Here is a 26,564-nt window from a genome sequence, read left to right as displayed (position 1 = left end):
TTCGTACCCCTTACAGCTTCATCAGGCTGGCGTCGTCGACCGAGGCCGAGTGGCGGGAGCGGTAGACCATGACGATGATCGCCAGCCCGACGACGACTTCGGCGGCGGCGACGACCATGACGAAGAACGCCATGATCTGGCCGTCGAGGTTGCCGTGCATGCGGGAGAAGGCGACGAGCGTCAGGTTGGCCGCGTTCAGCATCAGCTCGACGCACATGAACACCACGATGGCGTTGCGCCGCAGCAGTACTCCGGCGGCGCCGATGGTGAACAACAGGGCGGCGAGGTAGACGTAGTTGACGGGGCTCACTGGCGGGCTTCCTCCTCTGCGGGCGTGTCCGCGCGGGCGCCCGCCGGGGGTGCCTCGACGGGTGTGGCGCCGCTTCCCCTGCCCGCGGTGCCCGGCCGGTCGGGTGCGGCGGTCTTGAGCGGCCGGCGCGACGGGGGCTTGCCCTGGTAGTCGGCGGTGCGCTGTTCGAGGGCGGTGAGCGAGGCCATCTCGTCCTGGGCGACTTCGCGGATCTGGCCGCGTTCGCGGAGGACGGCGCTGACGGTGAGTTCGGACGGGCTGCCGTCGGGCAGGAGTCCGGGGCGGTCGACGGCGTTGTGCCGGGCGTAGACGCCGGGTGCGGGGAGCGGCGGCAGCTGGTGGCCGCGGCGGACCCGCGCTTCGGCCTGTTCCCGCTGGGACTTGCTCTTCTCGATGCGTTCCCGGTGGGTGAGCAGGGTGGCGCCGACGGCCGCGACGGTGAGCAGGGCGCCGACGATCTCGAAGGCGACGACGTACTCGGTGAACAGCAGGGCGGCGAGGGCGTGCACGTTGCCCGGTGCGTTGGCCTGGGCGAGTCCGGCGTAGGAGCCGACGGTGACCTGTCCGATGCCGGCGATGAGCAGGATGCCGAGGCCGAGGCCGCAGGCGGCGGCGAGCCAGCGCTGGTGCTTGAGCGTCTCCTTGAGGGAGTCGGCGGCGCTGACGCCGACGAGCATCAGCACGAACAGGAACAGCATCATGACGGCGCCGGTGTAGACGACGATCTGGACGATGCCGAGGAAGTAGGCGCCGTTGGCGAGGTAGAACAGCGCCAGGATGATCATGGTGCCGGCGAGGCAGAGCGCGGCGTGCACGGCGCGGCGCATCAGGACGGTGCCGAGGGCGCCGAGGACGGCGACGGTGCCGAGCACCCAGAACTGGAGGGTCTCGCCGGAGGAGACGCCGGTCGCCGCGAGGGTGGTGAGCGTGCTGTCGGTCATGACCTGCCCTCCCCGGTGCCGCCGGCGCCGCCGTGGGTGCCGGTGGCGGACTGGGTCTCGGGGCCGCCGGTGCGGGAGCCGCCGAGCACGGTGCCTTCGAGGGGCTCGTGCACGTCGGCCTCGTCGGCGGGTTCGTCCGGGCCGAAGGTGCCGGCGGAGGGCTGCGGGGTGCCGGTGTCGTGCACCGTCTGCTGGACGGTGCCGGGTGCGGCCTCGGTGACCAGGCCCCGGTAGTAGTCCTTCTCGGTCATGCCGGGGTAGATGGCGTGCGGGCTGTCGACCATGTCCTCGGTGAGGCCGGCGAGCAGCTCCTCCTTGGTGTAGATGAGCGATTCGCGGGAGGAGTCGGCGAGTTCGTACTCGTTGGTCATGGTCAGTGCCCGGGTGGGGCACGCCTCGACGCACAGGCCGCACAGGATGCAGCGCAGGTAGTTGATCTGGTAGACGCGGCCGTACCGCTCGCCGGGCGAGTAACGCTCCTCGTCGGTGTTGTCGGCGCCTTCGACGTAGATGGCGTCGGCGGGGCAGGCCCAGGCGCACAGTTCGCAGCCGACGCATTTCTCCAGCCCGTCCGGGTGCCGGTTGAGCTGGTGACGTCCGTGGAAGCGGGGTGCCGTCGGTTTCTTGTATTCGGGGTACTGCTCGGTGAGCCGCTTCTTGAACATGTCCTTGAAGGTCACGCCGAAGCCGGCCACGGGGTTGTCAGGCACCGTCGGCCTCCTTTCCCTGGAGTCCCTCGGAGTTCTGGGGCGAAGTCCCGCCCGGGGAGCCGGAGTTACCGCCCGCGCCGACCAGCGGCCGGTCCGCGTCGTGGGCGCGGGAGCGGCGGCGCGGGACGGGCGGCAGAGTCTGTCCCGGCAGCGGCGGTACGGGGTAGCCGCCGGCCATGGGGTCGAAGACCTCGCTCTTCCGCTCGGCCTCGGCGGCTTCCTCCTCGGCGGCTTCCTTCCTGCCGCGTACGGCGTCGAAGACGAAGGACAGCAGCAGGATCGCGAGTGCGGCGCCGCCGACCCAGTAGACGATGTCGCTGAAGTCGTAGCCCTCGTTCCGCATGGCCCGCACGGTGGCGACGAGCATCAGCCACACCAGCGAGACGGGGATGAGGACCTTCCAGCCGAGCTTCATGAACTGGTCGTAGCGGACGCGGGGCAGGGTGCCGCGGATCCAGACGAAGACGAAGAGCAGCACCAGCAGCTTCGCCATGAACCACAGCATCGGCCACCAGCCGTGGTTGGCGCCCTCCCAGACGGAGGAGATGGGCGCGGGCGCCCGCCAGCCGCCGAGGAACAGCGTCACCGCGAGCGCGGAGACCGTCACCATGTGGACGTACTCGGCGAGCATGAACATCGCGAACTTGATGGACGAGTACTCGGTGTTGAAGCCGCCGACGAGGTCGCCCTCGGACTCCGGCATGTCGAACGGCGCCCGGTGCGCCTCACCCACCATCGACACGAGGTAGATCAGGAAGGACACCGGCAGCAGCACGCCGAACCAGGTGTCGGACTGGGCGTCGACGATCGCGGACGTCGACATGGAGCCGGAGTAGAGGAAGACGGCCGCGAAGCTGAGGCCCATGGCGACCTCGTAGCTGATGGACTGGGCGACGGCGCGGACGCCGCCGAGCAGCGGGTACGTCGATCCGGAGGACCAGCCGGCGAGGACGGTGCCGTACGCGGCGATGGAGGACGTGGCGAGGATGAACAGCAGGGCCACGGGGAGGTCGGTCAGCTGGAGCGCGGTGCGCGTCCCGAAGATCGACACCTCGTTGCCCGGCGGCCCGAACGGGATGACCGCGATGGCCATGAAGGCGGGGATCGCGCCGAGCACCGGGGCCAGGATGTAGACGGCCTTGTCGGCGCCGGAGACGACGACGTCCTCCTTCAGCATCAGTTTGATGCCGTCGGCGAGGGACTGGAGCATGCCCCAGGGGCCGTGCCGGTTGGGCCCGACGCGCAGCTGCATCCAGGCGACGACCTTGCGTTCCATGACGATCGACAGCAGCACCACGACCATCAGGAACGCGAAGCAGAACACTGCCTTGAGGGCGACCAGCCAGAAGGGGTCGGTGCCGAAGACGGAGAGGTCCTCGGCGGCGAGGTGTGCCGGTGCCGCCCCGGCGGGGGCGAGTGCGAGGGCGCTCATGCGTCCACCTCCGCCTGGTCGTCGGTGCCCGGAAGGGGTGCGGGGCCGATGCGGACGAGTTCGCCCTGGCGGGCCCCGGTGTCGCCGGTGACGCCGCCGCCGGTGGAGTTCATCGGCAGCCACACCACCCGGTCCGGCATGGGCGTCACCCGCAGCGGCAGGGCCGTCGATCCGGCGGGTCCGGTGACGGCGAGCAGGTCGCCGTCCTTGACGCCGGTCTCGGCCGCGGTGGCGGCGGACAGCCGGGCGACGGCGGCGTGCCGGGTGCCGGCGAGTGCCTCGTCACCCTCCTGGAGCCGGCCCTGGTCCAGCAGCAGCCGGTGTCCGGCGAGGACGGCCTCGCCCCGGGCGGGCTGCGGGAGTTGGGGCGTGCGGGGTGCGGCCGGGGTGGCGCCGGGGGCGGTGTCGTGGGTGTTCCGTTCCCAGACGCCGATGCGGTCGATCTCGGTGCGGGCCGCGGTGACGTCGGGCAGGCCGAGGCCGCCGTGTCCGGTGCCGCCGCGCTGTTCCTGCGCGTGCGCGAGCGCGTCGGTGAGCATGTGCAGGACCCGGCCGTCGGGCTGGACGTGCCGCCTGGTCATCTGGTCGGGCTTGAGCGCGGCGGCGAACGGCCGTACGCGGCCTTCCCAGTTGAGGAAGGTGCCGTCCTTCTCGGCGACGGCGGCGACGGGGAGGACGACGTCGGCGCGTTCGGTGATCTCGCCGGGCCGCAGTTCCAGGCTGACGAGGAAGCCGACCTCGTCGAGCGCCTGCCGGGCCCGTGCCGGGTCGGGCAGGTCTTCGACGCCGACGCCGCCGACGACGAGGGCGGCGAGTTCGCCGTTGGCCGCGGCCTCGACGATCTGGCCGGTGTCCCGCCCGTATCCGGTGGGGAGTTCGGCGACGCCCCAGGCGCGGGCGATCTCCTCGCGGGCCCGCGGGTCGGTGGCCGGGCGGGCGCCCGGCAGCAGCGAGGGCAGCGCGCCCGCCTCGACGGCGCCGCGTTCGCCGGCCCGGCGCGGGATCCACACCAGGCGGGCCCCGGTCGCGGTGGCGGTGCGGACGGCCGCGGTGAGGGCGCCGGGTACGCCGGCGAGCCGCTCGCCGACGAGGATCACGGAGCCCTCGGCGCGCAGCGCCTCCGCCGCGCGGACGCCGGTCTCGTCGAGGCCGACGCCGCCGGCGAGGGCGTCCAGCCACTCGGTCTCGGTGCCGGGGGCGGCGGGGAGCAGGGTGCCGCCCGTCTTGGCGAGGCCGCGGGTGGTGTGCGCGGCGAGGGAAAAGGTGCGCAGCCCGTGCTTGCGCATGCCCTTGCGGAGCCGCAGGAAGACGCCGGGGGCCTCCTCCTCGGCCTCGAAGCCGACGAGCAGCACGGCCGGGGCGTGTTCGAGCGCGGTGTGGGTGACGCCGTCCCCGTCGAGGTCGCGGCCGCGTCCGGCGACGTGTGCCGCGAGGAAGTCGGCCTCCTCGGCGGAGTGGACGCGGGCGCGGAAGTCGACGTCGTTGGTGCCGAGCGCGATCCGCGCGAACTTGGCGTACGCGTAGGCGTCCTCGACGGTGACCCGGCCGCCGGCGAGGACACCGGCCCGGCCGCGGGCGCCCGCGAGCCCGGCGGCCGCGGCCTCCAGGGCCTCGGGCCAGCTGGCGGGGGCGAGTTCGCCGTCGGTGCCGCGCACCAGCGGGTGGGTGAGGCGGTCGGGGCGCTGCGCGTAGCGGAACGCGAAGCGGCCCTTGTCGCACACCCATTCCTCGTTGACCTCGGGGTCCTCGGCGGCCAGGCGGCGCATGACCTTGCCGCGCCGGTGGTCGGTGCGGGTGGCGCAGCCGCCGGCACAGTGTTCGCACACGGACGGGGAGGAGACGAGGTCGAAGGGGCGGGAGCGGAAGCGGTACGCGGCGGACGTCAGCGCGCCGACGGGGCAGATCTGGATGGTGTTGCCGGAGAAGTACGACTCGAAGGGGTCGCCCTCACCGGTGCCGACCTGCTGGAGGGCGCCGCGTTCCAGGAGTTCGATCACCGGGTCGCCGGCGATCTGGTTCGAGAAGCGGGTGCAGCGGGCGCAGAGCACGCAGCGTTCGCGGTCCAGCAGCACCTGCTTGGAGACGGGCACCGGCTTCTCGAAGGTGCGCTTGACGCCCTCGAACCGGGAGTCCGCCTGCCCCGCCGTCATCGCCTGGTTCTGCAGCGGGCACTCGCCGCCCTTGTCGCAGACGGGGCAGTCCAGCGGGTGGTTGATCAGCAGCAGCTCCATCACGCCGCGCTGTGCCTTCTCCGCGACGGGGGAGGTGAGTTGGGTCCGTACGACCATCCCGTCGGTGCAGGTGATCGTGCAGGACGCCATCGGCTTGCGCTGGCCCTCGACCTCGACGATGCACTGGCGGCAGGCGCCGGCCGGGTCGAGCAGCGGGTGGTCGCAGAAGCGCGGGATCTCGACGCCGATCTGCTCGGCGGCGCGGATCACCAGCGTGCCCTTGGGGACGCTGATGTGGACGCCGTCGATGGTGAGCGAGACCAAGTCCTCGGGCGGGGGCGCCGGTTGTCCACCGGAGGTCTGACCGGTGCTGGTCACTGTCACGCGTTCACCTCCAGGTGAGGGTTGCTGCCGCGGTCGGCCCACGCGGTCGACCTGGCGGGGTCGAAGGGGCAGCCGCGTCCGTTGACGTGCTCCTCGTACTCCGCGCGGAAGTACTTCAGGGAGGAGAAGATGGGGCTGGCGGCGCCGTCGCCGAGGGCGCAGAAGGACTTGCCGTTGATGTTGTCGGCGATGTCGTCGATCTTGTCGATGTCGGCGAGGGTGCCGGTGCCCGCCTCGATGCCGCGCAGCACCTGGACGAGCCAGTAGGTGCCCTCGCGGCAGGGGGTGCACTTGCCGCAGGACTCGTGCGCGTAGAACTCCGTCCAGCGGGTCACGGCGCGCACCACGCAGGTGGTCTCGTCGAAGCACTGGAGGGCCTTGGTGCCGAGCATGGAGCCGGCTTCGCCGACGCCCTCGTAGTCGAGCGGGACGTCGAGGTGTTCCTCGGTGAGCATCGGGGTCGAGGAGCCGCCCGGGGTCCAGAACTTGAGCCGGTGGCCCGGCCGCATGCCGCCGCTGAGGTCGAGCAGCTGCCGCAGGGTGATGCCGAGCGGTGCCTCGTACTGGCCGGGGCTGGCGACGTGCCCGCTGAGCGAGTAGAGCGTGAAGCCGGGGGACTTCTCGCTGCCCATCGAGCGGAACCAGTCCTTGCCCTTGAGCATCAGCATCGGCACGGACGCGATGGACTCGACGTTGTTCACCACCGTCGGGCAGGCGTAGAGGCCGGCGACGGCGGGGAACGGCGGGCGCAGCCTGGGCTGGCCGCGGCGGCCCTCCAGCGAGTCGAGCAGCGCCGTCTCCTCACCGCAGATGTAGGCGCCCGCGCCGGCGTGGACGGTGAGTTCGAGGTCCTTGCCGGGCCCGAGCGCGTCCTTGCCGAGGTATCCGGCCTCGTACGCCTCGCGGACGGCGAGGTGCAACCGCCGTAGTACGGGGACGACTTCGCCGCGCAGGTAGATGAAGGCGTGGCTGGAGCGGATCGCGTGGCAGGCGATCACGATGCCTTCGATCAGGGAGTGCGGGTTGGCGTACAGCAGCGGGATGTCCTTGCAGGTACCCGGCTCGGACTCGTCGGCGTTGACCACGAGGTAGTGCGGTTTGCCGTCGCCCTGCGGGATGAACTGCCACTTCATCCCGGTGGGGAAGCCGGCGCCGCCGCGGCCGCGCAGGCCCGCGTCCTTGACGTAGGCGATGACGTCGTCCGGGTCCATGGCGAGTGCGGTGCGCAGGCCGTCGTAGCCCTCGTGCCGCCGGTAGGTGGCCAGCGTCCAGGGCTCGGGCTCGTCCCAGAAGGAGGAGAGGACCGGGTGCAGGACCTTCTCCGGTGATTCGGTGGTCATCACTGGTTCGTGTCCCTTCCGTCGGCTCCTTCGTCACCGGTGACCGGGCCCGAGGGGTGGGACGGGTCGGATGCGGCGGTGTCGCGGGGCGCGTCGTGCGAGGAGGGGTGGGTCGGCGGGGCCTCGCCGGGTGCGGTGCCGTTCTCGCCGGTGCCGCGGGTGCCGGGCTCGCCGGGCTGCGGTTCGGCGCGGGGGCTGACGACGCGGCCGGTGGGCGCCTCGCCCTTGGCCAGGCGCAGCCCGACGAGGGAGGCGGGGCCGGCGCCGCCGCCGGACTCGACGGCTCCGGCGCGCTGGTCGGGGAAGCCCGCGAGGATGCGCGCGGTCTCCTTGAAGGTGCACAGGGAGGCGCCGCGGGTGGGGACGACCTCGCGTCCGGCGCGCAGGTCGTCGACGAGCCGCTTCGCGGAGTCCGGGGTCTGGTTGTCGAAGAACTCCCAGTTGACCATCACCACCGGGGCGTAGTCGCAGGCCGCGTTGCACTCGATGTGCTCCAGGGTGACCCTGCCGTCGCCGGTGGTCTCGTCGTTGCCGACGCCGAGGTGGTCCTTGAGCTCGTCGAAGATCGCGTCGCCGCCCATCACGGCGCACAGCGTGTTGGTGCACACCCCGACCTGGTAGTCGCCGGAGGGCTTGCGGCGGTACATCGTGTAGAACGTCGCGACGGCGTTGACCTCGGCGGTGGTCAGGCCGAGCGTCTCGGCGCAGAACCGCTGGCCGGTGCGCGTCACATGGCCCTCCTCCGACTGCACCAGGTGCAGCAGGGGCAGCAGCGCGGAGCGGCTGTCGGGGTAGCGGGCGATGATCTCCTTCGCGTCCCGCTCCAGCCGCTCCCGCACCTCGTCCGGGTAGTCGGGCGCGGGCATCTCGGGGATTCCGAGCGGCACTTCGGTCATCGGTCGACGCCTCCCATCACGGGGTCGATGGACGCGACGGCGACGATGACGTCGGCGACCTGGCCGCCCTCGCACATCGCCGCCATGGCCTCCAGGTTGGTGAAGGAGGGGTCGCGGAAGTGGACGCGGTAGGGGCGGGTGCCGCCGTCGCTCACCACGTGCACGCCCAGCTCGCCCTTCGGGGACTCCACGGCCGCGTACGCCTGTCCCGGCGGCACCCGGAAGCCCTCCGTCACCAGCTTGAAGTGGTGGATCAGGGCCTCCATGGAGGTGCCCATGATGTTCTTGATGTGGTCCAGCGAGTTGCCGAGACCGTCGGGGCCGAGCGCCAGCTGCGCGGGCCAGGCGATCTTCTTGTCGCCGACCATCACGGGCCCGGGCTCCAGCCGTTCCATGCACTGCTCGATGATCCGCAGCGACTGGTGCATCTCCTCGACGCGCAGCAGGAACCGGCCGTAGGAGTCGCAGGTGTCGACCGTCGGCACCTCGAAGTCGTAGTTCTCGTAGCCGCAGTACGGCTGCGCCTTGCGCAGGTCGTGCGGCAGTCCGGCGGAGCGGAGGATCGGGCCGGTGGCGCCGAGGGCCATGCAGCCGCTGAGGTCGAGGTGGCCGATGTCCTGGAGGCGGGCCTTGAAGACCGGGTTGCCGCTGCAGAGCTTGTCGTACTCCGGCAGGTTCTTCCGCATCGTCTTCACGAACTCGCGCAGCGCGTCCATCGATCCGGGCGGCAGGTCCTGCGCGAGTCCGCCGGGGCGGATGTACGCGTGGTTCATCCGCAGGCCGGTGATCTGCTCGTACACGTCGAGGACGTGTTCGCGGTCCCGGAAGCCGAAGATCATGACGGTGGTGGCGCCGAGTTCCATGCCGCCGGTGGCGATGGCCACGAGGTGCGAGGAGAGCCGGTTGAGCTCCATCATCAGCACCCGGATGACGTTCGCGCGGTCCGGGATGTCGCCGGAGATGCCGAGCAGTTTCTCCACGGCCATGCAGTACGCCGTCTCGTTGAAGAACGGCGTCAGGTAGTCCATGCGCGTCACGAACGTCGTGCCCTGGGTCCACGTCCGGTACTCGAGGTTCTTCTCGATCCCGGTGTGCAGATAGCCGATGCCGCAGCGGGCCTCGGTGACCGTCTCGCCGTCGATCTCCAGGATCAGGCGGAGCACGCCGTGCGTGGACGGGTGCTGGGGCCCCATGTTGACGATGATGCGCTCGTCGTCGCTCTTCGCCGCCGCGGCGGCGAGCTCGTCCCAGTCACCGCCGCTGACGTCGTAGACGGTGCCCTCGGTGGTCTCACGGATGCCCGCGGTCGCGTGGGTCTGGCTGGTAGACATCAGGTGTACGACCTCCGCTGGTCGGGAGCCGGGATCTGGGCGCCCTTGTACTCGACGGGGATGCCGCCGAGCGGGTAGTCCTTGCGCTGCGGGAAGCCCTGCCAGTCGTCGGGCATGATGATCCGCGTCAGCGCCGGATGGCCGTCGAAGACGAGACCGAAGAAGTCGTACGTCTCGCGCTCGTGCCAGTCGTTGGTCGGGTACACGTCGACGATCGACGGCACGTGCGGGTCGCTGTCCGGGGCGCTGACCTCCAGCCGGATCACCCGGTTGTGGGTGAGCGAACGCAGGTGGTAAACGGCGCGCAGCTCGCGGCCCTTGTCGTCGGGGAAGTGGACGCCGCTGACGCCGGTGCACAGCTCGAAGCGGAGCGCCGGGTCGTCGCGGAGGGTGCGGGCGACGCGGAGCAGGTGGCCGCGGTCGATGTGGAAGGTGATCTCGCCGCGGTCGACGACGGTCTTCTCGATCGCGTTCTCGGGGAGCAGTCCCTGTTCCTCCAGGGCGCCCTCCAGTTCGTCGGCGACCTCGTCGAACCAGCCGCCGTACGGCCGGGAGGAGGCGCCGGGCAGCCGGACCGTACGGACCAGGCCGCCGTAGCCCGAGGTGTCGCCGCCCTGCACCGGGCCGAACATGCCCCGGCGGACGGTGATCGCCTCGGCGGGCTCGCTGCCCCGCGCCGCGGGAACTCCCGCGCCGTTCTGCCCGTTGGCGCCGTTTCCGTTCGCGCCGTTGCCGTTTTCCCCCGGTCCGGGTTTCTTCTCGTCGCTCACCGGAGCAGTCCCTTCATCTCGATCGTCGGGACCGCCTTCTGTGCCGCTTCTTCGGCTTCCCGGGCGGCCTTCTCCCGGTCGACGCCGAGCTTTTCGTTCTGCACGTGCTGGTGGAGCTTGAGAATGGCGTCCATCAGCATTTCCGGACGCGGCGGGCACCCGGGCAGGTAGATGTCGACGGGGACGATGTGGTCGACGCCCTGGACGATCGCGTAGTTGTTGAACATCCCGCCCGAGGAGGCGCAGACGCCCATCGAGATGACCCACTTTGGATTGGGCATCTGGTCGTAGACCTGCCGCAGCACGGGCGCCATCTTCTGGCTCACCCGTCCCGCGACGATCATCAGGTCCGCCTGCCGGGGCGAGCCGCGGAAGACCTCCATGCCGAACCGGGCCAGGTCGTACCGGCCCGCGCCGGTGGTCATCATCTCGATGGCACAGCAGGCGAGTCCGAAGGTCGCCGGGAACATCGACGACTTGCGCACCCAGCCGGCGGCCTGCCCGACGGTGGTCAGCAGAAAGCCGCTCGGCAGCTTCTCTTCGAGTCCCATTACCTATCCAGCCCCTAATCCCATTCCAGGCCGCCGCGACGCCAGTCGTAGGCGTAGGCGACACCGATGAGGGCGACGAAGACCAGCATTTCGAGAAGGCCGAACATCCCGAGGGAATCGAAGTGGACGGCCCACGGGTAGAGAAAAACGATTTCGATGTCGAAGACGATGAAGAGCATCGCCGTGAGGTAGTACTTGACGGGGAAACGTCCACCGCCTGCGGGCTGCGGAGTGGGCTCGATGCCGCACTCGTACGCTTCCAGTTTCGCGCGGTTGTAGCGCTTGGGCCCGACGATCGTCGCCATGACCACGGAGAAGATCGCGAAGGCTGCCGCAAGCGCTCCCAGTACAAGGATCGGCGTGTAGGCGTTCACCGCTCCCCACTCCTTCCCGTCGACCCGGAGTGACCCCCAGGGGCTTCCGGGCCCAGGTCGGGCCCGGAAGGCGAGTCGACGCTCGTCTGCCGGCTGTCTGCTGGGCCCGCGGCCCGCCCCAAGAAGATCGCTCCTATGTGAGGCAGTTCACAAGCCCTCGCCGGAGGCATCTTATGCCCGAGCCATGTGATCTGCGACACGGGGTGCCCCAACAGCTTTGTGATCTCCGCCACCTGACGAACAATCATCCGGTCCGATGAGAGTGGATCTTCACACGCGAAGCACCGGAACGATCACCCCTGGTGATCACTTACCCGTGGTCACACGCCTTTCGATGCGATCGCACTATCAACTCGGCGCGTGCAGTGGCAAATTCGCAATGAGACGGCGGGAGCTGATAGACGCGCGGGCACGCGTTTCAAGACAGAAGGAGGCACCCCGGCACCTCGGGCACTGCCGACGGACACAGGTCACGGGCAGATCACGGCGCACCCCACCCGCCCCAACTCCCCGCTCGCGCCACCGCTGTTCACTCCGCCCGCACCGGGTCGTGAACGCCGGCACAACCTCACGGCCACCCTCCGGGTCACTCCCGCCCCGCACGCGACGGACCTCCTCCGCCCCTCCCCCGGCGGCGATCTGGCGGGGCGTCACCTCTTGCACGGGCCACGCGCACACGGCCGTCACATTCGGACGCCCCGGGATTCACCGCAAACCGGCACAAACACCCACTACGGCCGAAGCGGGCCACCGGTACGTGCCGGATGGTGCGGCTTCGCCGCCCAACGTCCGCTTTGGTACGGGAGTTGAGGAGTATGCCGTGAGCTGCGCCACTGCCTTCCGTGGCAGCCTCTGCCACCTTTGCGCGCCGCCTCACAGGGTGGTAAGCCAAAAGATCAATTCGGTCATACTGGACAACTACGTGGTCAGAGGCGCGTAGTTGGGCATTGATCTTGTCCCGCACACCCCCGGAACAAGATCCACTGACCCCCAACTGGCCGTGTACGCGTCGACTGTGGCGCATCGCACCTTTCTTGAGCGGAACGTCCGGCTCCTGCTACTCATGCACCCATGTCCCCGAGAGCTCAGATACCCAGCCACCGGAAGCCCCGCTCCAGCAAGATGAACAAGGCGCTGCGTGCGGGTATGACGGGCGGCGTCATGGGCACCATCGCCCTGACCGCCGCGGCTGCGCCCGCGTCCGCCGCGGACAAGAACGCCCCCGCCGAGACGGTCGAGATGCCGACCCTCTCCAGCGACATCGCCACCTCCTCCCAGCAGGCGGTGGACTCGCTGGAGAAGTCCGCCCTCCAGTACGAGCTCCAGGACGCTCAGGAAGCGGCCATCGCCGAGGCCAAGGCCCAGGCGAAGGAGACCAAGGAGAAGGCCGAGGCCAAGGCCCGCGCCGAGGCCAAGAAGAAGGCCGAGGAGGCCCGCGAGAAGGCCGAGGCCATGGAGGCCCGCGCCGACCGCAGCAGCGACCGCGCCGACCTCGGTCTCGGCGACGGCTCCGGCTCCTCCGTCGAGGTCCCGTCCGGCAGCGGCAGCGTCTCCAGCGTCATCAGCTTCCTGAAGGCGCAGATCGGCAAGTCCTACGTGCTCGGCGCCAGCGGCCCGTCCGCGTACGACTGCTCCAGCCTGACCCAGGCCGCCTTCAAGCAGGTCGGCGTCGACCTGCCGCGCGTCTCGCAGGACCAGTCCACCACCGGCACCCAGGTCGGCCTGGACTCCCTGCAGCCCGGCGACATCCTCTACTGGGGCGGCGCCGGCTCCGCTTACCACGTCGGTGTCTACATCGGCGACGGCAAGTTCATCGGCGCCCAGAACTCCTCCACCGGCGTGGTCGAGCGCCCGCTCAGCTACGACCAGCCGACCGGAGCGGTCCGCGTCCTGTAAGAACCCCGCGTACGAAGGCCCCGCCCCCACCCAGGGCGGGGCCTTCGTCGTCCGCGGGCGCGCCCGTACGCACAACGCGCCGTCGCCGCCTCCCCGGTGGGGAAGCGGCGACGGCGCGCTGCGGGGATGCCGGGAGGGTGCTCAGGCCCTCGGGGCGACCTTGGTGAGGCCGTTGATGATGCGGTCCATCGCGTCACCGCCGGTGGGGTCGGTGAGGTTCGCCAGCATCTTCAGCGTGAACCGCATCAGCAGCGGGTGGGACAGGCCGCGCTCGGTGGCGAGCTTCATGACCTTCGGGTTGCCGATGAGCTTCACGAAGGCGCGGCCCAGGTTGTAGTAGCCGCCGTAGGTGTCCTTGAGGACCTTCGGGTAGCTCCGCAGGGCGAGTTCACGCTGCGAGGGCGTGGAGCGCGCGTGGGCCTGCACGATGGTCTCGGCCGCGATCGCGCCCGACTCCATGGCGTACGCGATGCCCTCGCCGTTGAACGGGTTGACCAGCCCGCCCGCGTCCCCGACGAGCAGCAGCCCGCGCGTGTAGTGCGGCTGACGGTTGAACGCCATCGGCAGCGCGGCGCCGCGGATCGGCATCGTCATGTTCTCCGGCGTGTAGCCCCACTCCTCGGGCATGGAGGCGCACCAGGCCTTGAGGATCTCCCGCCAGTCCAGCTCCTGGAAGGCGGCGGAGGTGTTCAGGACGCCGAGGCCGACGTTGCTGGTGCCGTCGCCCATGCCGAAGATCCAGCCGTAGCCGGGCAGCAGCCGGTCCTGCGCGCCGCGCCGGTCCCACAGCTCCAGCCACGACTCCAGGTAGTCGTCGTCGTGTCGCGGGCTGGTGAAGTAGGTGCGCACCGCGACGCCCATCGGGCGGTCCTCGCGCCGGTGCAGGCCCATCTTCAGCGACAGCCGCGTGGAGTTGCCGTCGGCGGCGACGACCAGCGGGGCGCGGAAGGTGACCGGGGTCTTCTCCTCACCGAGCTTGGCGTGCACGCCGATGATCCGGCCCGTCCGCTCGTCGAGCACGGGCTCGCCGACGTTGCACCGCTCGTACATCCGCGCGCCGGCCTTCTGGGCCTGGCGGGCGAGCTGCTCGTCGAAGTCGTCGCGCTTGCGGACGAGTCCGTAGTCCGGGTAGCTGGCGAGGTCGGGCCAGTCGAGCTGGAGCCGCTGGCCGCCGCCGATGATGCGCAGGCCCTTGTTGCGGAGCCAGCCCGCCTCCTCGGAGATGTCGATCCCCATGGCGACGAGCTGCTTCGTCGCGCGCGGCGTGAGGCCGTCGCCGCACACCTTCTCGCGCGGGAACGCGGTCTTCTCCAGCAGCAGCACGTCCAGGCCGCTGCGGGCGAGATGGTAGGCGGTGGTGGCCCCCGCTGGGCCCGCCCCGACGACGATCACATCGGCGGTCCGCTCGGAGCTGACGTTCTCGGCGGTCTCGACGGTCTCGGTCACGAGGGCTCCCGCAAGCTAGGCACTGGACAGGTTTGCAGTCTAAGAGGCACCGGGGCGCGGACGGAGCGGGGTCACCCGCGCCGATCCGGCACCGCGGGACCGGAGTTCACCGCGCGCACGGCGTACGCGCGACCCGGTCAGCGGCGGATGCCGCGGTGCAGCGCGACGATGCCGCCGGTGAGGTTCCGCCAGGCCACCTTCGACCAGCCCGCCTGCTGCAACAGCCGGGCCAGCGCGGGCTGGTCGGGCCACTCGCGGATGGACTCGGCGAGGTAGACGTACGCGTCGGGGCTGCTGGAGACGGCCTTGGCGACCGGCGGCAGCGCCCGCATCAGGTACTCGGTGTAGACGGTGCGGAACGGGGCCCAAGTGGGCTGGCTGAACTCGCAGATGACGACCCGGCCGCCCGGCTTGGTCACGCGGTGCAGCTCGCGCAGCGCGGCGTCGGTGTCCTGCACGTTGCGCAGCCCGAAGGAGATGGTGACGGCGTCGAAGACCTCGTCCCGGAACGGCAGCCGCGTCGCGTCGCCCGCGGTCAGCGGCATCCAGGGCTGCCGCTTCTTGCCCTCGGTGAGCATGCCGAGGCTGAAGTCGCAGGGCACGGTGTACGCGCCGGCGGCGGCGAAGGGCATGGACGAGGTGCCGGTTCCGGCCGCGAGGTCGAGTACGCGTTCGCCGGGGCGCGCGTCGACCGCCTGCGCGACGGCCTTGCGCCACAGCCGCGCCTGCCCGAGGGAGAGCACGTCATTGGTGAGGTCGTAGCGGGCGGCGACGTCGTCGAACATCGCGGCGACTTCGTGCGGCTGCTTGTCCAGGGATGCGCGGGTCACCCGCCCATTGTCACCGCTGCCCCCGGGCGCCGGGCCCGCGGGGTGCCGCCCGGCGCGCTGCGCGGACTACCTGCGGTGCACGATGCGGCCGCCGAGCACCGTGGCCAGGCAGCCGCCGTCCTCGGTGCGCACCGCGAAGTCCGCGGCGCCGGACGGCAGCAGCGCCCGCTCGCGCGGCGCGGACAGCACCCGGATGCGGGAGCGTTCGACGGCGATCCGGACGGTGCCGCGGCTGAAGTGGCCCGACATCGCGGTCGTCCCGCAGGCCATCAGCCGTTGCAGGCCGCGCCGCGCGCTCGCGCCCCAGCGGGTGTCCGTCATCTCCAGCGCCGCCAGCGCGGCGCCGGTCAGCGGCTCGTCGCCGAGTTCGGCCGCCTCCCGCGGGTCCGGGTGGTAGGCGGCCTCCAGCCAGGCGCCGGCGTCCGGTTCGTACCGGCCCGGGGTGAGCTCACCGGCCCACTCGCGCACCCGGGCACGGGCGCCGTAGCGCTCGTACAGCTCGTCGTACGGGCCGACTTCGGCGAGCCGGTCACCGTTCACCAGCAGGGCGTGCCCGGGGTCGAGGGGGCAGTCCTCCTTGGAGGAGACCCTCACGCCGGTTCCCTTGTGCAGCGTCAGCATGGCGGCTCCTCGCCCGGTGGCTTCAGTTCGCTTCGATGAGCGTGAGCTCGGGGTGCGCGGAGCCTCCGTCGATCGCCGTCGAGGAGAAGTGCGAGACGACCTTGTCGTCGACCGGGTCCATCGCCGGGTCCTCGTGCACCACGAGGTGCTCGTAGGTGGTGGCGCGCTGCGCGGGGACGCGGCCGGCCTTGCGGATGAGGTCGATCAGCTCCATGCGGTCGGAGCGGTGCTTGGCACCGGCGGAGGAGACGACGTTCTCCTCCAGCATCACCGAGCCGAGGTCGTCGGCGCCGTAGTGCAGGGACAGCTGGCCGATCTCCTTGCCGGTGGTCAGCCAGGAGCCCTGGATGTGCGCGACGTTGTCGAGGAAGATCCGCGCGATGGCGATCATCCGCAGGTACTCGAAGATGGTCGCCTGCGTCTGACCCTTCAGCGTGTTGTTCTCCGGCTGGTAGGTGTACGGGATGAACGCGCGGAAGCCGCCCGTCCGGTCCTGCACGTCGCGGATCATGCGGAGGTGCTCAATGCGCTCGGCGTTGGTCTCGCCGGTGCCCATGAGCATCGTCGCGGTGGACTCGACGCCGAGCCCGTGCGCCGTCTCCATGATCTCCAGCCAGCGCTCGCCGGACTCCTTCAGCGGGGCGATCGCCTTGCGCGGCCGCTCGGGCAGCAGCTCGGCACCGGCGCCGGCGAACGAGTCGAGGCCCGCGTCGTGGATGCGGCGGATCGCCTCCTCGGGCGTGACGCCCGAGATGCGCGCCATGTGCTCGACCTCGGAGGCACCGAGCGAGTGGATCACCAGCTGCGGGAACGCCTTCTTGATCGCGGCGAAGTGCTCCTCGTAGTACTCCACGCCGTAGTCCGGGTGGTGACCGCCCTGGAACATGATCTGCGTGCCGCCCAGCTCGACCGTCTCGGCGCAGCGGCGCAGGATGTCGTCGAGGTCGCGGGTCCACACCTTGTCGCTCTTGGGCGAGGCGTAGAAGGCGCAGAACTTGCAGGCCGTCACGCAGGCGTTGGTGTAGTTGATGTTCCGCTCGATGATGTACGTCGCGATGTGCTCCGTACCCGCGTACCGCCTGCGCCGCACCGCGTCGGCCGCCGAGCCGAGCGCGTGCAGGGGCGCCGACCTGTACAGGTCGAGCGCCTCTTCCGGGGTGATCCGGCCGCCCTCGGCGGCACGGTCGAGTACGGACTGCAGGTCGGCGTTCTCGGGCACCGGGGCGTCCCTCCGAAGTGACAAGTGGGCGTGCATCGACCGATCCAGCGTACGCCAGGGGGTCCGGGCCGGTTCGTGTCGCCCGGTCCCTCACCGGCGGTGTCCCACCGCACGGCTCAGTCGCCGGTCCGGACCGCTTCGGGCGGCGTGACCTCGTCAGTCGTCGATGCGGGTGAGGTTCGCGGTGGGGCGCCCCGCGGTCTCGCTGTCCGAGGCGTACCGCATCCGTCCGTCCTTCAGCAGGGTCAGCGTCATCGGGGACGGGTCCTCCGTGCAGACCTTGATCCCCAGGACGGTGGGCGAGGGGCCGACGGGCCGGTCCGTCAGCCGCAGCTGCTTCTCCCCCGCCTTGTCGAGCTTGGCCGCGCCGTGGCAGACGGCCTCCTGGCCGCCGGCGGAGACGTCGACGGCCAGCTTGAGCACGTCCTCGCCCTTCTCGCCGCCCTTCATACGGATGGTGAGCATCCCGTTCGTCATGCCGTTGCGGGTGCGCACCTCTCCTTCCCAGACGCCGAGGAACGCCTCGGGCACCTCGTCGGTGTCGGCGCCGCCACCGCCGGGGCGCGGGGAGGCGCTGGGGCTCGCCCGGTCGGCGGGCCGTTCCGCGGCGGGCGGCACCGGCTGCACGTTGTTGAGGATGCTCACCAGTTCCACGGTCCCCAGGGCGACCAGCGCCGTCGCCACGACGACGACCACGGCACAACTCACCTTCCGGGCCCGCTTCTTCTTGGGGGCTCTTCCGGTTCCGTTTCCGGGCGGGAAGGCCGGGCGGAAGGGGTTGCCGGTGGGGGCGTCGCCCGGTGCGGCACCGGCGGGGCCCGACGTGGGGGCGTCGGCGAGGCCGGGGTCCTTCCCGGGCGGGGGTGTGGACGGCACGGACGGGGCCTCGCCACCGGCCGGCTCCGGCGTGTCCGAGTGGCCGGTGAACTCCACGAGCCCGGACGCCGGTTCGCTCTGCGGGACGGGGCCGGTTCCGGTTTCCGCCGCGTGGCCCGTTCCGCCTGCGGGCGTGCCCGCCGTCGCGCGGCTGTCGCCGTCCGTGACGGTGGGGGTGTGCTGGTCCGCCGTGGAGCTGGCGGCCTCGTCCGTGGTCTCCGGTTCGAGGCTGAGCAGGGCGACGGCGCTGCGGCTGACCTGCTGGACGACGGGGCCCGGCAGCCAGCCCGCGTTGACCAGGCCGGCGGCGCCGCCCTCCGCGCCACCGGCCTCCGGCGGGGCCAGGCGGTCGGCGATCTCGCGGGGCGAGGGGCGGTCCGCCGGCTCCTTGGCGAGGCAGCTCGCGACGAGCTCCCTCATCTCGCCGTCCAGCCCGTCGAGTTCGGGCTCCTCGTAGATGACCTTGTAGAGCAGCGCGGCCGGGTGGTCGCCGACGAAGGGGGCGCCGCCGTTCGCGGCGAAGGCCAGCACCGCACCCAGGGAGAAGACGTCGGAGGCGGCCACCACGTCCTTGCCCATCGCCTGCTCGGGCGGCATGTAGCCGGGCGAGCCGACGGAGGCGCCGCTCGCGGTGAGGGAGGCGGTGCCGTCGGTGGCGCGGGCGATCCCGAAGTCGATCAGCCGGGGCCCGTCCACCGTGAGCAGCACGTTGGACGGCTTCACGTCCCGGTGGACGAGGCCGAGCCCGTGCACATGTTCCAGCGCCTCGGCGAGGCCCGCGCCCAGCGCGCGGACGGAGTGCTTGGGCAGCGCCCCGTGCTCGATGACGGCCCGGGTCAGATCGGGGCCCGCGACATAGCCGGTGACCACCCACGGAACGGAGGCTTCCGGGTCGGCGTCGAGCACCGGTGCCGTCCAGTCGCCGCCGACGCGTCGCGCCGCCGCGACCTCACGCCGGAACCGCCTGCGGAACTCCTCGTCCACGGCGAAGTGCGGATGCACGACCTTGACCGCGACCGTCCGGCCGCTCGCCGAACGGGCCAGATACACCAGCCCCATACCGCCCGAGCCGAGACGGCGCAGCAGTCGGTACTCCCCGATCACCTGCGGGTCGTCGGGCGCGAGCGGCTGCATGAGTGATCCCCCACCTCTGGTCTGCGCGGTGCACCACCCTATGCCGAACTCGCCCACGGGCCAGCCCCCTTCCTCGCCACCGGCGGAAGGGGAGGGCGGGCGTCAGTCGTGCGCGGGCACCGGGGGCAGCAGCCGCACGTCGACCTGCTCCGGGTAGTCCTGGCCGCCGGTGCGACGGGTGAACTCCGTGACGCCCTCCAGCTGCCGCTCCGAGAACCGGAAGTCGAGGGTGGTGAAGTACCGCTCCAGGACCGGCGGCTCGAAGACCTCCCAGCGGGACGCGTGTTCGGCCACCTTCCCGACCTCTTCCAGCGACAGGTCGCGCGAGGCGAGGAACGCCCGGTGCACGTCGCGCACCATCTCGGGCTCCCGCGCCAGGTAGTCGCGGCGTACGGCCCAGATCGCGAAGACGAAGGGGAGCCCCGTCCACTCCTTCCACAGCTCACCGAGGTCGTAGACGTACAGCTCGTCATCGGGAAGATCACGGAGGTACGCGCGCAGACCGAGGTCGCCGATCACCACGGCCGCCTGGGCCTCGCTCATCATGGCCGCGAGGTCGGGCGCGCACGTGTAGTACTCGGGCTGGACGCCGAACCTCTCCGCCAGCAGCAGCCGCGCCAGCCGGACCGAGGTACGGGAGGTGGACCCGAGGGCGACCTTCTCTCCGTCCAGCTGGTCGAGCGGGACCCGGGAGACGATCTCGCAGGACATCACCTGGCCGTCGCATCCGACCGCGATATCCGGCAGTGCGACGAGGTCGTCAGCATTCTTGAGGAATTCAACAAGTGTGACGGGCCCGATATCGAGATGGCCGTTCACCAGCTGTTCACTCAGCTTTTCAGGAGTGTCCCGGGTCAGCTCCAGATCGAGCAGGGTGCCGGTGTGGACGAGGCCCCAGTAGAGCGGCAGACAGTTCAGGAACTGGATGTGCCCGACTCGGGGGCGAGAACTCGGTTGCGCAGTCACCCTTCGGAGGGTACGCCTGGGCACGGAGCTGCCGGTGCAGGGGTCTCGGGGATCTTGGCTCTTCCCCCTCCCAAGTGCACCGTGCTACGCTCGCCGCAAGTTGCAGTTTGGTTTCCCTTGCAGTACAGAGCCTGCGGAGCATGTGACCGCGGGCTCTTGCCGTTTTCAGAGACTTCTTAGCGGGGTTCTGGGAGCAGGGCGACCCTTATAGGCCCAAGGAGGGCTTATGGCTACCGGAACCGTCAAGTGGTTCAACGCCGAGAAGGGCTTTGGTTTCATTGCCCAGGACGGCGGCGGTCCCGATGTCTTCGTCCACTACTCCGCGATCAACGCGACTGGTTTCCGCTCCCTGGAGGAGAACCAGATCGTGACGTTCGACGTCACCCAGGGCCCCAAGGGCCCGCAGGCGGAGAACGTCACCGCACAGTGAGCTGAGAGCACCACCCAAGGAGCCCCCGCCGGTCACCGGCGGGGGCTCCTGCCTTGTACGGGGCTACTCCGCCGGCGCGGCGACGCTCCACCGGCCGACCTCGCGGTACTGCGAGTCGTACACGGCCGACCCGTCCCCCGGCTTCAGTTCGTAGTGGTGCAGGTTGCCGCCCCAGTACCGCAGGATGCGGCCCAACTCCTGGGCCGCATCGCCGTCGAAGCCCGTGGCACCCATCTCGACCTCGAGAACGAACTTCACCCTCGCCTCCCTGCCGTTCCGCTCGCACCGCGAGACCGGGAAACGGCTCGCGGGCCACGCTTCCCTGTCCGCGCGGCACGGCTTCGAGAGTCTCATTGAACTGCTGGCCGAGACTTTGCCCGGCCTGCGGCCCCGAATCGGGCGGGTGCGGCCGGGCGAAGTCTCAAACCGCAGGTCAGCAGGAGCGTTCGTAGCCGCTGATCGCGGCGACCTTCTCGGCCGAGGCGGAGCGCTCGTCGAAGCGCTGGTCGAGCCACTCGTCGACGAGGGTCCGGGCCAGCTCCAGGCCGATCACACGCTGGCCGAAGCACAGCACCTGGGCGTTGTTGCTCAGGACGGAACGGCGCACGGAGTAGCTGTCGTGCGCCGTGACCGCGCGTATGCCCGGGACCTTGTTGGCGCTGATGGCCACCCCCAGGCCCGTGCCGCAGATGAGGAGGGCGCGGTCCGCCTCGCCCTCGGCAACCCGGCGGGCCGCCTCGACGGCCACATGCGGATAGGCGGTGTGCTCGTCGCTGCCGACGCCGACGTCGGTGACCTCCACGACCCGGGCATCGCTCTTGAGGTCCTGCTTGAGGGCCTCCTTGTACTCGAGGCCCGCGTCGTCACAGCCGACGACGATCCGGAACGGGCGGGGGCCGGAGGCGTTCTCGCTGGTCATTGGGCTACCTCAGCTCTGCTGCGGAACGGTACGGGCGGGCTGCCGGGCCTCGGCAGCGACGGTGGTGAGGACGGCGGCGAGGGAGACCGCGCCCGGATCGGGGGTGCCGATGCTGCGCTCGGCGAGCGGGCGGGCCCGGCCCAGGCGCGGGCGGAGCCCCGCCGTCTCCTCGGCCGCCGTACGGGCCGTCTCGGCCGCGCCGGTGAACGCCTCGGTGACGGTGGTGCCGTCGCGGAGCGCCTCCGCGAAGGCCGTCACGAACGGGGCGAGGGCGTCGACCAGCGTCTTGTCGCCCGGCTCGGCCTTGCCGAGGCCGGTGACGGCGGCCAGCGCGGACTCGGCGGCGAGGGCCAACTCCTCGGTCCCGGGCGCGCGGTCGTCGGGAAGCCCCGCGCCGACCGCGCGGAGGCCCGCGCCCCACAGGGCGCCGGAGGTGCCGCCGGCCTCGGCCGCCCAGGCGTCACCCGCTGCGGCCAACACCGCTGCGGGCGCGGCCCGTTCGGCGTGGGCCTGCTCGGCGGCGGCGACCGCGGCGTCGATGCCCTTGCACATGCCCCGGCCGTGATCACCGTCGCCCGCGACGGCGTCCAGCCGTCCGAGGGCCTCCTCCTGGTCGTGCAGGACGGTGTGCGCGGCGTGGAGCGCGCGGACGGCCAGGGCCGCGGTGCCGGCTGCTTGCCCCTGTGCGAGGGGGACGGCCGGGCGAACGGGCTTGCCGTCACGGGCCGTTGACGTGGCGGGGACGCCGGCGCGCGGCTGCGGGGCGGTGCCCTGGCGCGGGGTGCGGGCCGGGTCGCCGCGGCGGAAGGCGGGGGTGTCGGTGGGGGCCAGCCAGTACCGTTCGAGTGCGTCGTCGAGCCAGGTCAGGGTGAGGGAACAGCCCGCCATGTCGAGGCTGGTGACGAGTTCGCCGACCTCGGGGCGTACCGGCTCCAGCCCCGCCTCGGCGAGCAGCCGGGAGACGCTGGCCCACAGGACGTACAGCTCTTCGTACTTGGTGGAGCCCAGGCCGTTGAGGATGACGGCCACCCGCTCTCCGCCGGCGGCGGGGCGTTCGGCGAGGAGACCGTCGACGAGGGTGTGGGCCAGCTCCTCCGCGGTGGTCAACTCGCTCTCGCTGACGCCGGGTTCGCCGTGTATGCCCAGGCCGAGACCGAGCTTGCCCTCAGGGACGGTGAACAGGGGCTCGCTCTGGCCGGGGAGCGTACATCCGGCGAAAGCGACGCCGAGGGTGCGGGTGCGGGCGTTGGCGTGCTCGGCGACGCGCACCACCTCCTCCAGCGTGGCCCCCTCCTCGGCGGCGGCCGAGGCGGCCTTGAAGACCACGAAGTCGCCGGCTATGCCGCGCCGCCTGACGGCGTCCTCAGCCGGGGCGCTGGCGATGTCGTCGGTGATGGCGAAGCAGCGTGCCGGTACGCCCTCGGCGGTCAACTGCTGTGCCGCGAGGCCGAAGTTCATGACGTCCCCGGCGTAGTTGCCGAAGAGGAAGAGGACGCCGCCGCCGGTCTCGGCCGCGGTGGCGACCGCGTGCGCCTGGGCCGCGGACGGGGAGGTGAAGACGTTGCCGATGACGGAGCCGTCCGCGAAGCCGGGGCCGACGACGCCGCAGAAGGCGGGGTAGTGGCCCGAACCGCCGCCGGTGAGCACCGCGACCTTGCCGTCGCGCGGGCGGTCGGCGCGGACGACGCCGCCGTGCACTGCCGTGACGTGTTCGGGGTGGGCGGCGGCGAAACCGGCGACCATGTCGTCCGCGAAACGCGCCGGGTCGTTGAACAGCCTGGTCATGTGGTGCTCCAGCTCTCGCGGGCCGTGGTGAGGGTGCGCTGGTAGGCGGCGTATCCGTCGGCGTAGTGGGCGACGGCCGCGCGGTCCGCCGTGACGAGGCGGCGCCTGGCCCGCCACTCCTCGGCGTCGACGGGGCTGCCGAGGGCGTCCCAGGCCGCCTGGGCGGCGCCCCGGATGCCGACGGCTTCGTCGGAGACGTACAGATCGCGGCCGAGGACCCCGGCGAAGATCCGCGCCCATTCCCCGGAACGTGCGCCTCCGCCACAGGCGGTGACCGCTCCGTCGATGCCGAGGGTCTCCATGCAGTGCCGTGCCGAGTAGGCGACGGACTCGCACAGGGCGCGGACGAGGTCGGCCCGGCCCGTGCTCGGGGTGAGGCCGTCGAGCCGGCCCCTGGCGCGGGCGTCCACGAAGGGGGCGCGCTCCCCGCTGGCGGAGAGGAAGGGCAGTGCGGTGACGCCGTTCGCGCCGTACGGGGACTGGGCGAGCAGTGCGTCGAGTTCCTCGATCTTCACGCCGAGGAGCTTGATCAGCCAGTCCAGTCCGGCGGTGCCGATCATGGCGGGCATGACGCGGAGGTAGCGGTCCGGGTACGGGGTGGCCAGGAGCATCCCGGCGGGTTCCTCGCTGAACGCGGGCGAGGGATCGTCGGTCAGTACCTGGCTGGCGAGGGTGGTGCCGATGATGAGGTTGCCGTCGCCCGGCTCGGCGAGTCCGGAGCCGAATCCGCAGGCCGGGATGTCGAACGGGCCCATGGAGACGGGCAGTCCGGCGGGCAGCCCGAGCTCGGCGGCGACCTCGGGCAGCAGGGGCAGGAGGGTGCCGGGCCGGGCCGGAGGGGCGAGCAGCCGTCGGTACGGGGCGAGGCCGCACAGGGCGAGGGCCTCGTCGTCGTACGTCAGGCTCGCCACGTCGAGGAAGGGCATGGAGGCGTCGGACGCGCTGACGGTGATCTCGCCGGTGAAACGCTGGACTATGGCGTCCACGCAGTACCCGGCGACGGCGGCGCGGCCGAGCAACTCCGGCTCGTGCTCGGCGAGATGGGCGAGCAGCGGGGCGGCCGAGCCGGGGAAAAGGCCGACGCCGGTGCGCCGGTGGACGCGGGCGGCGGTGCCGTCCGCCGTCCAGCGCTCCAGGACACCGGCGGCGCGGCCGTCCATCCAGGACAGGGCGCGGCCGACGCTCCGGCCCGCGGAATCCCGCAGCCAGAGGCCGTCACCCTGCCCCGTGATGGCGAGGGCCTCGACCGGTTCGTCCGGGGCGAGTTCCGACGCGTCGGCGACGGCGGCCCGTACGACGGTGACGACGGTGCCGAGGACCTCCTCCAGATCCTGCTCGACGCGCTGTCCGGGCAGGGTGTAGACGGTGCTGCGGGCTTCGTGCGCCGGCGTGGTGCGGCCGTCGCGCCCGATCAGCTGGACCTTGGTGACCGAGGTACCGACATCCACCCCGACGATCATGACCGCTGTCCTCCCGGGAGTGCCTCGGGGTTGGCGACGAAGCGCAGTTCCTCGCCGCGCAGGAAACGGGCGGCCTCGCCGGCGGCGATGGCGGCGGCGCGGTCGGCCGTCTGGCGGGTGGCTCCGGCCAGATGCGGGGTGGTGATGACGTTCGGCGCGGAGTGCAGCGGCCAGTCGGCGGGCGGCGGCTCGATGTCGTAGACGTCCAGGGCGAGGGCACCGAGGTGGCCGGACTCGAGGAGCCCGGGCAGCGGTGCGTAGTCCAGCAGGTCGCCGCGCGCGGAGTTGACGAGGACGGCGCCCTGCGGGAGCAGCCGGAGGTTGTCGGCGTTGAGCATGTGCCGCGTCTCGGGGGTGACGCGGGCGTGCAGGCTGACGACGGAGCTGCGGCGCAACAGCTCCTCCAGCACGACGAGTTCGACGCCGTCGCTGAGGGCCTTGTCCTTGTCGGTGTAGGGGTCGGCGACGAGGACGTGCGCACCGAAGGCCTTGAGGACGCGGGCGACGATGGAGCCGATCGCGCCGTATCCGACGAGGCCCACGGTGGCGCCGTCGAGTTCGAGGCCGGCGTTCTCGTACGCGTAGAAATCGCCGCGCCAGATGTTCTTCTTCAGGTCGGCGTCGGAGGCCGGGATGCGGCGCATGGCCGCGAGCATCAGTCCGACGGCGAACTCGGCGGCAGCGGCGGCGTTCCGCCCGGGGGCGTAGGTCACGGGGATACCGGCCGCGGTGGCGGCGGCCAGGTCGATGTTGACGGGGCCTCCGCGGCAGCAGCCGATCATCCGGAGGTTCGGCGCCTGCTTGATCACCTCGGCGGTGAACGGGGCCATCTGCGTGAGCGCGATCTCCGCGTCCCCGAGGGCCTCGATCACCTGCTCCTCGGTGCCGCTGGCCTCCTTCACCCCGCCGACCGGCCCGAAGGGCTCGACGGGCCAACCGGTGCGCAGCGTACGGAAGTCGAGGGTGTGGCCCGGGGCGGCGCCGATCAGGGCGTCCGCGAAGAGCTCGGGGGCGACGAAATCGTCACCCGCCACGAGAACCTTGGTCATGCCCGGTCTCCTTCCTTGAGGCGCTCGGTCAGATAGGCGGTCACGGAGGCGTGCTCCGAGGCGGAGAAGGAGGCCCCGGCCAGGGCGTCCTCGGCCGGCGGATACTGCGGGTTGGGGATGGCCACGACGGTCATGCCGGCGGCGGCCGCGGCACGCAGGCCGTTGCTGGAGTCCTCCACGGCGAGGCACTTGGCCGCGGGGACGCCGAGCTTCTCCGCCGCGGCGAGGTAGACGTCGGGGCTGGGCTTGCCGCGGGGCACCTCGGCGCTGGAGACGGTGGCCTTGAAGTGGTGGTCCACCTCGTGGTGCACGAGCACGCCGTCGATCACGCGGCGGGGCGCGGAGGAGGCGAGGGCGATCGGGCCGAGCGAGGCCGCCTCGGTGACCATCTCCCGGGCGCCGGGGAGCAGTTCGATGTCGCCGCCCTCCAGCTTCGCGATCATCCCGTCCACCACGGCGCGTTCGGTGTCCTCGGCGCTGTCGCCGCCGCCGGCGAACTCGGTGAGGAACGCCGCCCACTCGGGGGCGCTCATGCCCTGGCAGCTCTTCGTCTGCTCGGGGCCCCAGGCGGCGCCCCGCTCCGCGGCGAAGGCGGTCCACAGCTCTTCCCAGAGGTGCTCGCTCTCGACGAGCACGCCGTCCATGTCAAACACCACTGCTTCGGCCACGGCCGACACTCCTTAACGTCGCGGTACCGGTAAATTAACACCACGGCTGTTACCT

25 protein-coding genes are annotated in these 26,564 nt (G+C 71.4%); 2 read left to right on the top strand and 23 right to left on the bottom strand.

The annotated features are described in order from the left end of the window. Positions 1 to 10 precede the first annotated feature (10 nt). Genes nuoK through HCC30_RS24070 form a run of 11 tightly spaced genes read right to left on the bottom strand, consistent with a single transcriptional unit; the run spans position 11 to position 11,210 of the window. A complete protein-coding gene (nuoK, locus tag HCC30_RS24120) occupies positions 11 to 310 on the bottom strand; it encodes an NADH-quinone oxidoreductase subunit NuoK (protein ID WP_169444867.1) in 300 nt (99 codons plus the stop codon). Beyond that, a complete protein-coding gene (locus HCC30_RS24115; RefSeq protein ID WP_169444866.1) occupies positions 307 to 1,251 on the bottom strand; it encodes an NADH-quinone oxidoreductase subunit J in 945 nt (314 codons plus the stop codon). Before HCC30_RS24115 ends, nuoK begins: the two co-directional genes overlap by 4 nt. After that, positions 1,248 to 1,961 carry an NADH-quinone oxidoreductase subunit NuoI gene (nuoI, locus tag HCC30_RS24110; protein ID WP_346776781.1) on the bottom strand — a complete coding sequence of 238 codons (714 nt, stop codon included), beginning with the start codon at positions 1,959 to 1,961 and terminating at the stop codon, positions 1,248 to 1,250. The genes HCC30_RS24115 and nuoI overlap by 4 nt, the downstream gene beginning before the upstream one ends. Then, positions 1,954 to 3,393, bottom strand: a complete 1,440-nt coding sequence (gene nuoH, locus HCC30_RS24105; RefSeq protein WP_169444865.1) for an NADH-quinone oxidoreductase subunit NuoH — start codon at positions 3,391 to 3,393, stop codon at positions 1,954 to 1,956. The genes nuoI and nuoH overlap by 8 nt, the downstream gene beginning before the upstream one ends. Beyond that, positions 3,390 to 5,948 (bottom strand): NADH-quinone oxidoreductase subunit G, encoded by a 2,559-nt coding sequence (locus HCC30_RS24100; RefSeq protein ID WP_169444864.1) that lies wholly within the window; start codon positions 5,946 to 5,948, stop codon positions 3,390 to 3,392. Before HCC30_RS24100 ends, nuoH begins: the two co-directional genes overlap by 4 nt. Further along, positions 5,945 to 7,288 carry an NADH-quinone oxidoreductase subunit NuoF gene (gene nuoF / locus HCC30_RS24095; RefSeq protein ID WP_169444863.1) on the bottom strand — a complete coding sequence of 448 codons (1,344 nt, stop codon included), beginning with the start codon at positions 7,286 to 7,288 and terminating at the stop codon, positions 5,945 to 5,947. Before nuoF ends, HCC30_RS24100 begins: the two co-directional genes overlap by 4 nt. Beyond that, complete coding sequence (nuoE, locus tag HCC30_RS24090) at positions 7,288 to 8,184, bottom strand: NADH-quinone oxidoreductase subunit NuoE (protein ID WP_169444862.1); 897 nt, start codon at positions 8,182 to 8,184, stop codon at positions 7,288 to 7,290. The genes nuoF and nuoE overlap by 1 nt, the downstream gene beginning before the upstream one ends. Beyond that, positions 8,181 to 9,515, bottom strand: a complete 1,335-nt coding sequence (locus HCC30_RS24085; RefSeq protein ID WP_169444861.1) for an NADH-quinone oxidoreductase subunit D — start codon at positions 9,513 to 9,515, stop codon at positions 8,181 to 8,183. Before HCC30_RS24085 ends, nuoE begins: the two co-directional genes overlap by 4 nt. Continuing rightward, positions 9,515 to 10,285, bottom strand: coding sequence for an NADH-quinone oxidoreductase subunit C (locus HCC30_RS24080; RefSeq protein ID WP_169444860.1), 771 nt, complete (start codon positions 10,283 to 10,285; stop codon positions 9,515 to 9,517). Before HCC30_RS24080 ends, HCC30_RS24085 begins: the two co-directional genes overlap by 1 nt. Further along, complete coding sequence (locus HCC30_RS24075; protein ID WP_169444859.1) at positions 10,282 to 10,836, bottom strand: NADH-quinone oxidoreductase subunit B; 555 nt, start codon at positions 10,834 to 10,836, stop codon at positions 10,282 to 10,284. Before HCC30_RS24075 ends, HCC30_RS24080 begins: the two co-directional genes overlap by 4 nt. Positions 10,837 to 10,850: 14 nt before the next feature. After that, on the bottom strand, positions 10,851 to 11,210 hold the full coding sequence (locus HCC30_RS24070; protein ID WP_169444858.1) for an NADH-quinone oxidoreductase subunit A: 360 nt from the start codon (positions 11,208 to 11,210) through the stop codon (positions 10,851 to 10,853). Between the two features lie 1,071 nt (positions 11,211 to 12,281). On the opposite strand from HCC30_RS24070, the gene HCC30_RS24065 reads away from it, so the two are divergent. Further along, positions 12,282 to 13,106: a C40 family peptidase gene (locus HCC30_RS24065; RefSeq protein ID WP_169444857.1), complete on the top strand. Its 825-nt coding sequence runs from the start codon at positions 12,282 to 12,284 to the stop codon at positions 13,104 to 13,106. A gap of 141 nt (positions 13,107 to 13,247) precedes the next feature. Here the strand turns inward: HCC30_RS24065 and HCC30_RS24060 are convergent, their stop codons facing one another. The 6 genes from HCC30_RS24060 to HCC30_RS24035 all read right to left on the bottom strand — a co-directional run bounded on the left by HCC30_RS24060 (position 13,248) and on the right by HCC30_RS24035 (position 20,198). Beyond that, positions 13,248 to 14,552, bottom strand: coding sequence for a geranylgeranyl reductase family protein (locus tag HCC30_RS24060; protein WP_169444856.1), 1,305 nt, complete (start codon positions 14,550 to 14,552; stop codon positions 13,248 to 13,250). 137 nt (positions 14,553 to 14,689) lie between these two features. Further along, complete coding sequence (locus HCC30_RS24055) at positions 14,690 to 15,382, bottom strand: demethylmenaquinone methyltransferase (protein ID WP_169444855.1); 693 nt, start codon at positions 15,380 to 15,382, stop codon at positions 14,690 to 14,692. Between the two features lie 66 nt (positions 15,383 to 15,448). Continuing rightward, complete coding sequence (locus HCC30_RS24050; protein WP_169444854.1) at positions 15,449 to 16,003, bottom strand: hypothetical protein; 555 nt, start codon at positions 16,001 to 16,003, stop codon at positions 15,449 to 15,451. Between the two features lie 22 nt (positions 16,004 to 16,025). Further along, positions 16,026 to 17,222 carry a cyclic dehypoxanthinyl futalosine synthase gene (gene mqnC, locus HCC30_RS24045; RefSeq protein ID WP_169444853.1) on the bottom strand — a complete coding sequence of 399 codons (1,197 nt, stop codon included), beginning with the start codon at positions 17,220 to 17,222 and terminating at the stop codon, positions 16,026 to 16,028. Positions 17,223 to 17,378: 156 nt separating this feature from the next. Further along, positions 17,379 to 19,232 (bottom strand): serine/threonine-protein kinase, encoded by a 1,854-nt coding sequence (locus HCC30_RS24040; RefSeq protein ID WP_169444852.1) that lies wholly within the window; start codon positions 19,230 to 19,232, stop codon positions 17,379 to 17,381. 102 nt (positions 19,233 to 19,334) lie between these two features. Then, positions 19,335 to 20,198, bottom strand: coding sequence for a menaquinone biosynthesis protein (locus tag HCC30_RS24035; protein ID WP_169444851.1), 864 nt, complete (start codon positions 20,196 to 20,198; stop codon positions 19,335 to 19,337). A gap of 226 nt (positions 20,199 to 20,424) precedes the next feature. Between HCC30_RS24035 and HCC30_RS24030 the strand changes: the two genes are divergently transcribed. Further along, complete coding sequence (locus HCC30_RS24030; protein WP_169444850.1) at positions 20,425 to 20,628, top strand: cold-shock protein; 204 nt, start codon at positions 20,425 to 20,427, stop codon at positions 20,626 to 20,628. A 63-nt stretch (positions 20,629 to 20,691) separates the two neighbouring features. Here the strand turns inward: HCC30_RS24030 and HCC30_RS24025 are convergent, their stop codons facing one another. From HCC30_RS24025 to HCC30_RS24000, 6 genes are all read right to left on the bottom strand, one after another. Beyond that, entirely contained in the window at positions 20,692 to 20,886 is a 195-nt protein-coding gene (locus tag HCC30_RS24025; RefSeq protein WP_169444849.1) for a hypothetical protein, read from the bottom strand. A 175-nt stretch (positions 20,887 to 21,061) separates the two neighbouring features. Further along, positions 21,062 to 21,547, bottom strand: a complete 486-nt coding sequence (locus tag HCC30_RS24020; protein WP_169444848.1) for a ribose-5-phosphate isomerase — start codon at positions 21,545 to 21,547, stop codon at positions 21,062 to 21,064. Between the two features lie 9 nt (positions 21,548 to 21,556). After that, a complete protein-coding gene (locus tag HCC30_RS24015; protein WP_169444847.1) occupies positions 21,557 to 23,332 on the bottom strand; it encodes a dihydroxyacetone kinase family protein in 1,776 nt (591 codons plus the stop codon). Further along, a complete protein-coding gene (locus tag HCC30_RS24010; protein WP_169444846.1) occupies positions 23,329 to 24,792 on the bottom strand; it encodes an FGGY-family carbohydrate kinase in 1,464 nt (487 codons plus the stop codon). Before HCC30_RS24010 ends, HCC30_RS24015 begins: the two co-directional genes overlap by 4 nt. After that, a complete protein-coding gene (locus HCC30_RS24005) occupies positions 24,789 to 25,841 on the bottom strand; it encodes a 2-hydroxyacid dehydrogenase (protein ID WP_169444845.1) in 1,053 nt (350 codons plus the stop codon). The genes HCC30_RS24010 and HCC30_RS24005 overlap by 4 nt, the downstream gene beginning before the upstream one ends. Further along, a complete protein-coding gene (locus HCC30_RS24000; protein WP_169444844.1) occupies positions 25,838 to 26,509 on the bottom strand; it encodes an HAD family phosphatase in 672 nt (223 codons plus the stop codon). Before HCC30_RS24000 ends, HCC30_RS24005 begins: the two co-directional genes overlap by 4 nt. Positions 26,510 to 26,564 lie beyond the last annotated feature (55 nt).

Origin of the sequence: Streptomyces sp. HNM0574 (assembly GCF_012726235.1) — a bacterium.
Classification (GTDB): domain Bacteria; phylum Actinomycetota; class Actinomycetes; order Streptomycetales; family Streptomycetaceae; genus Streptomyces.
The sequence above is the reverse complement of the archived record's forward strand: the minus strand, read 5'-3'. Positions and strand labels throughout refer to the sequence as shown.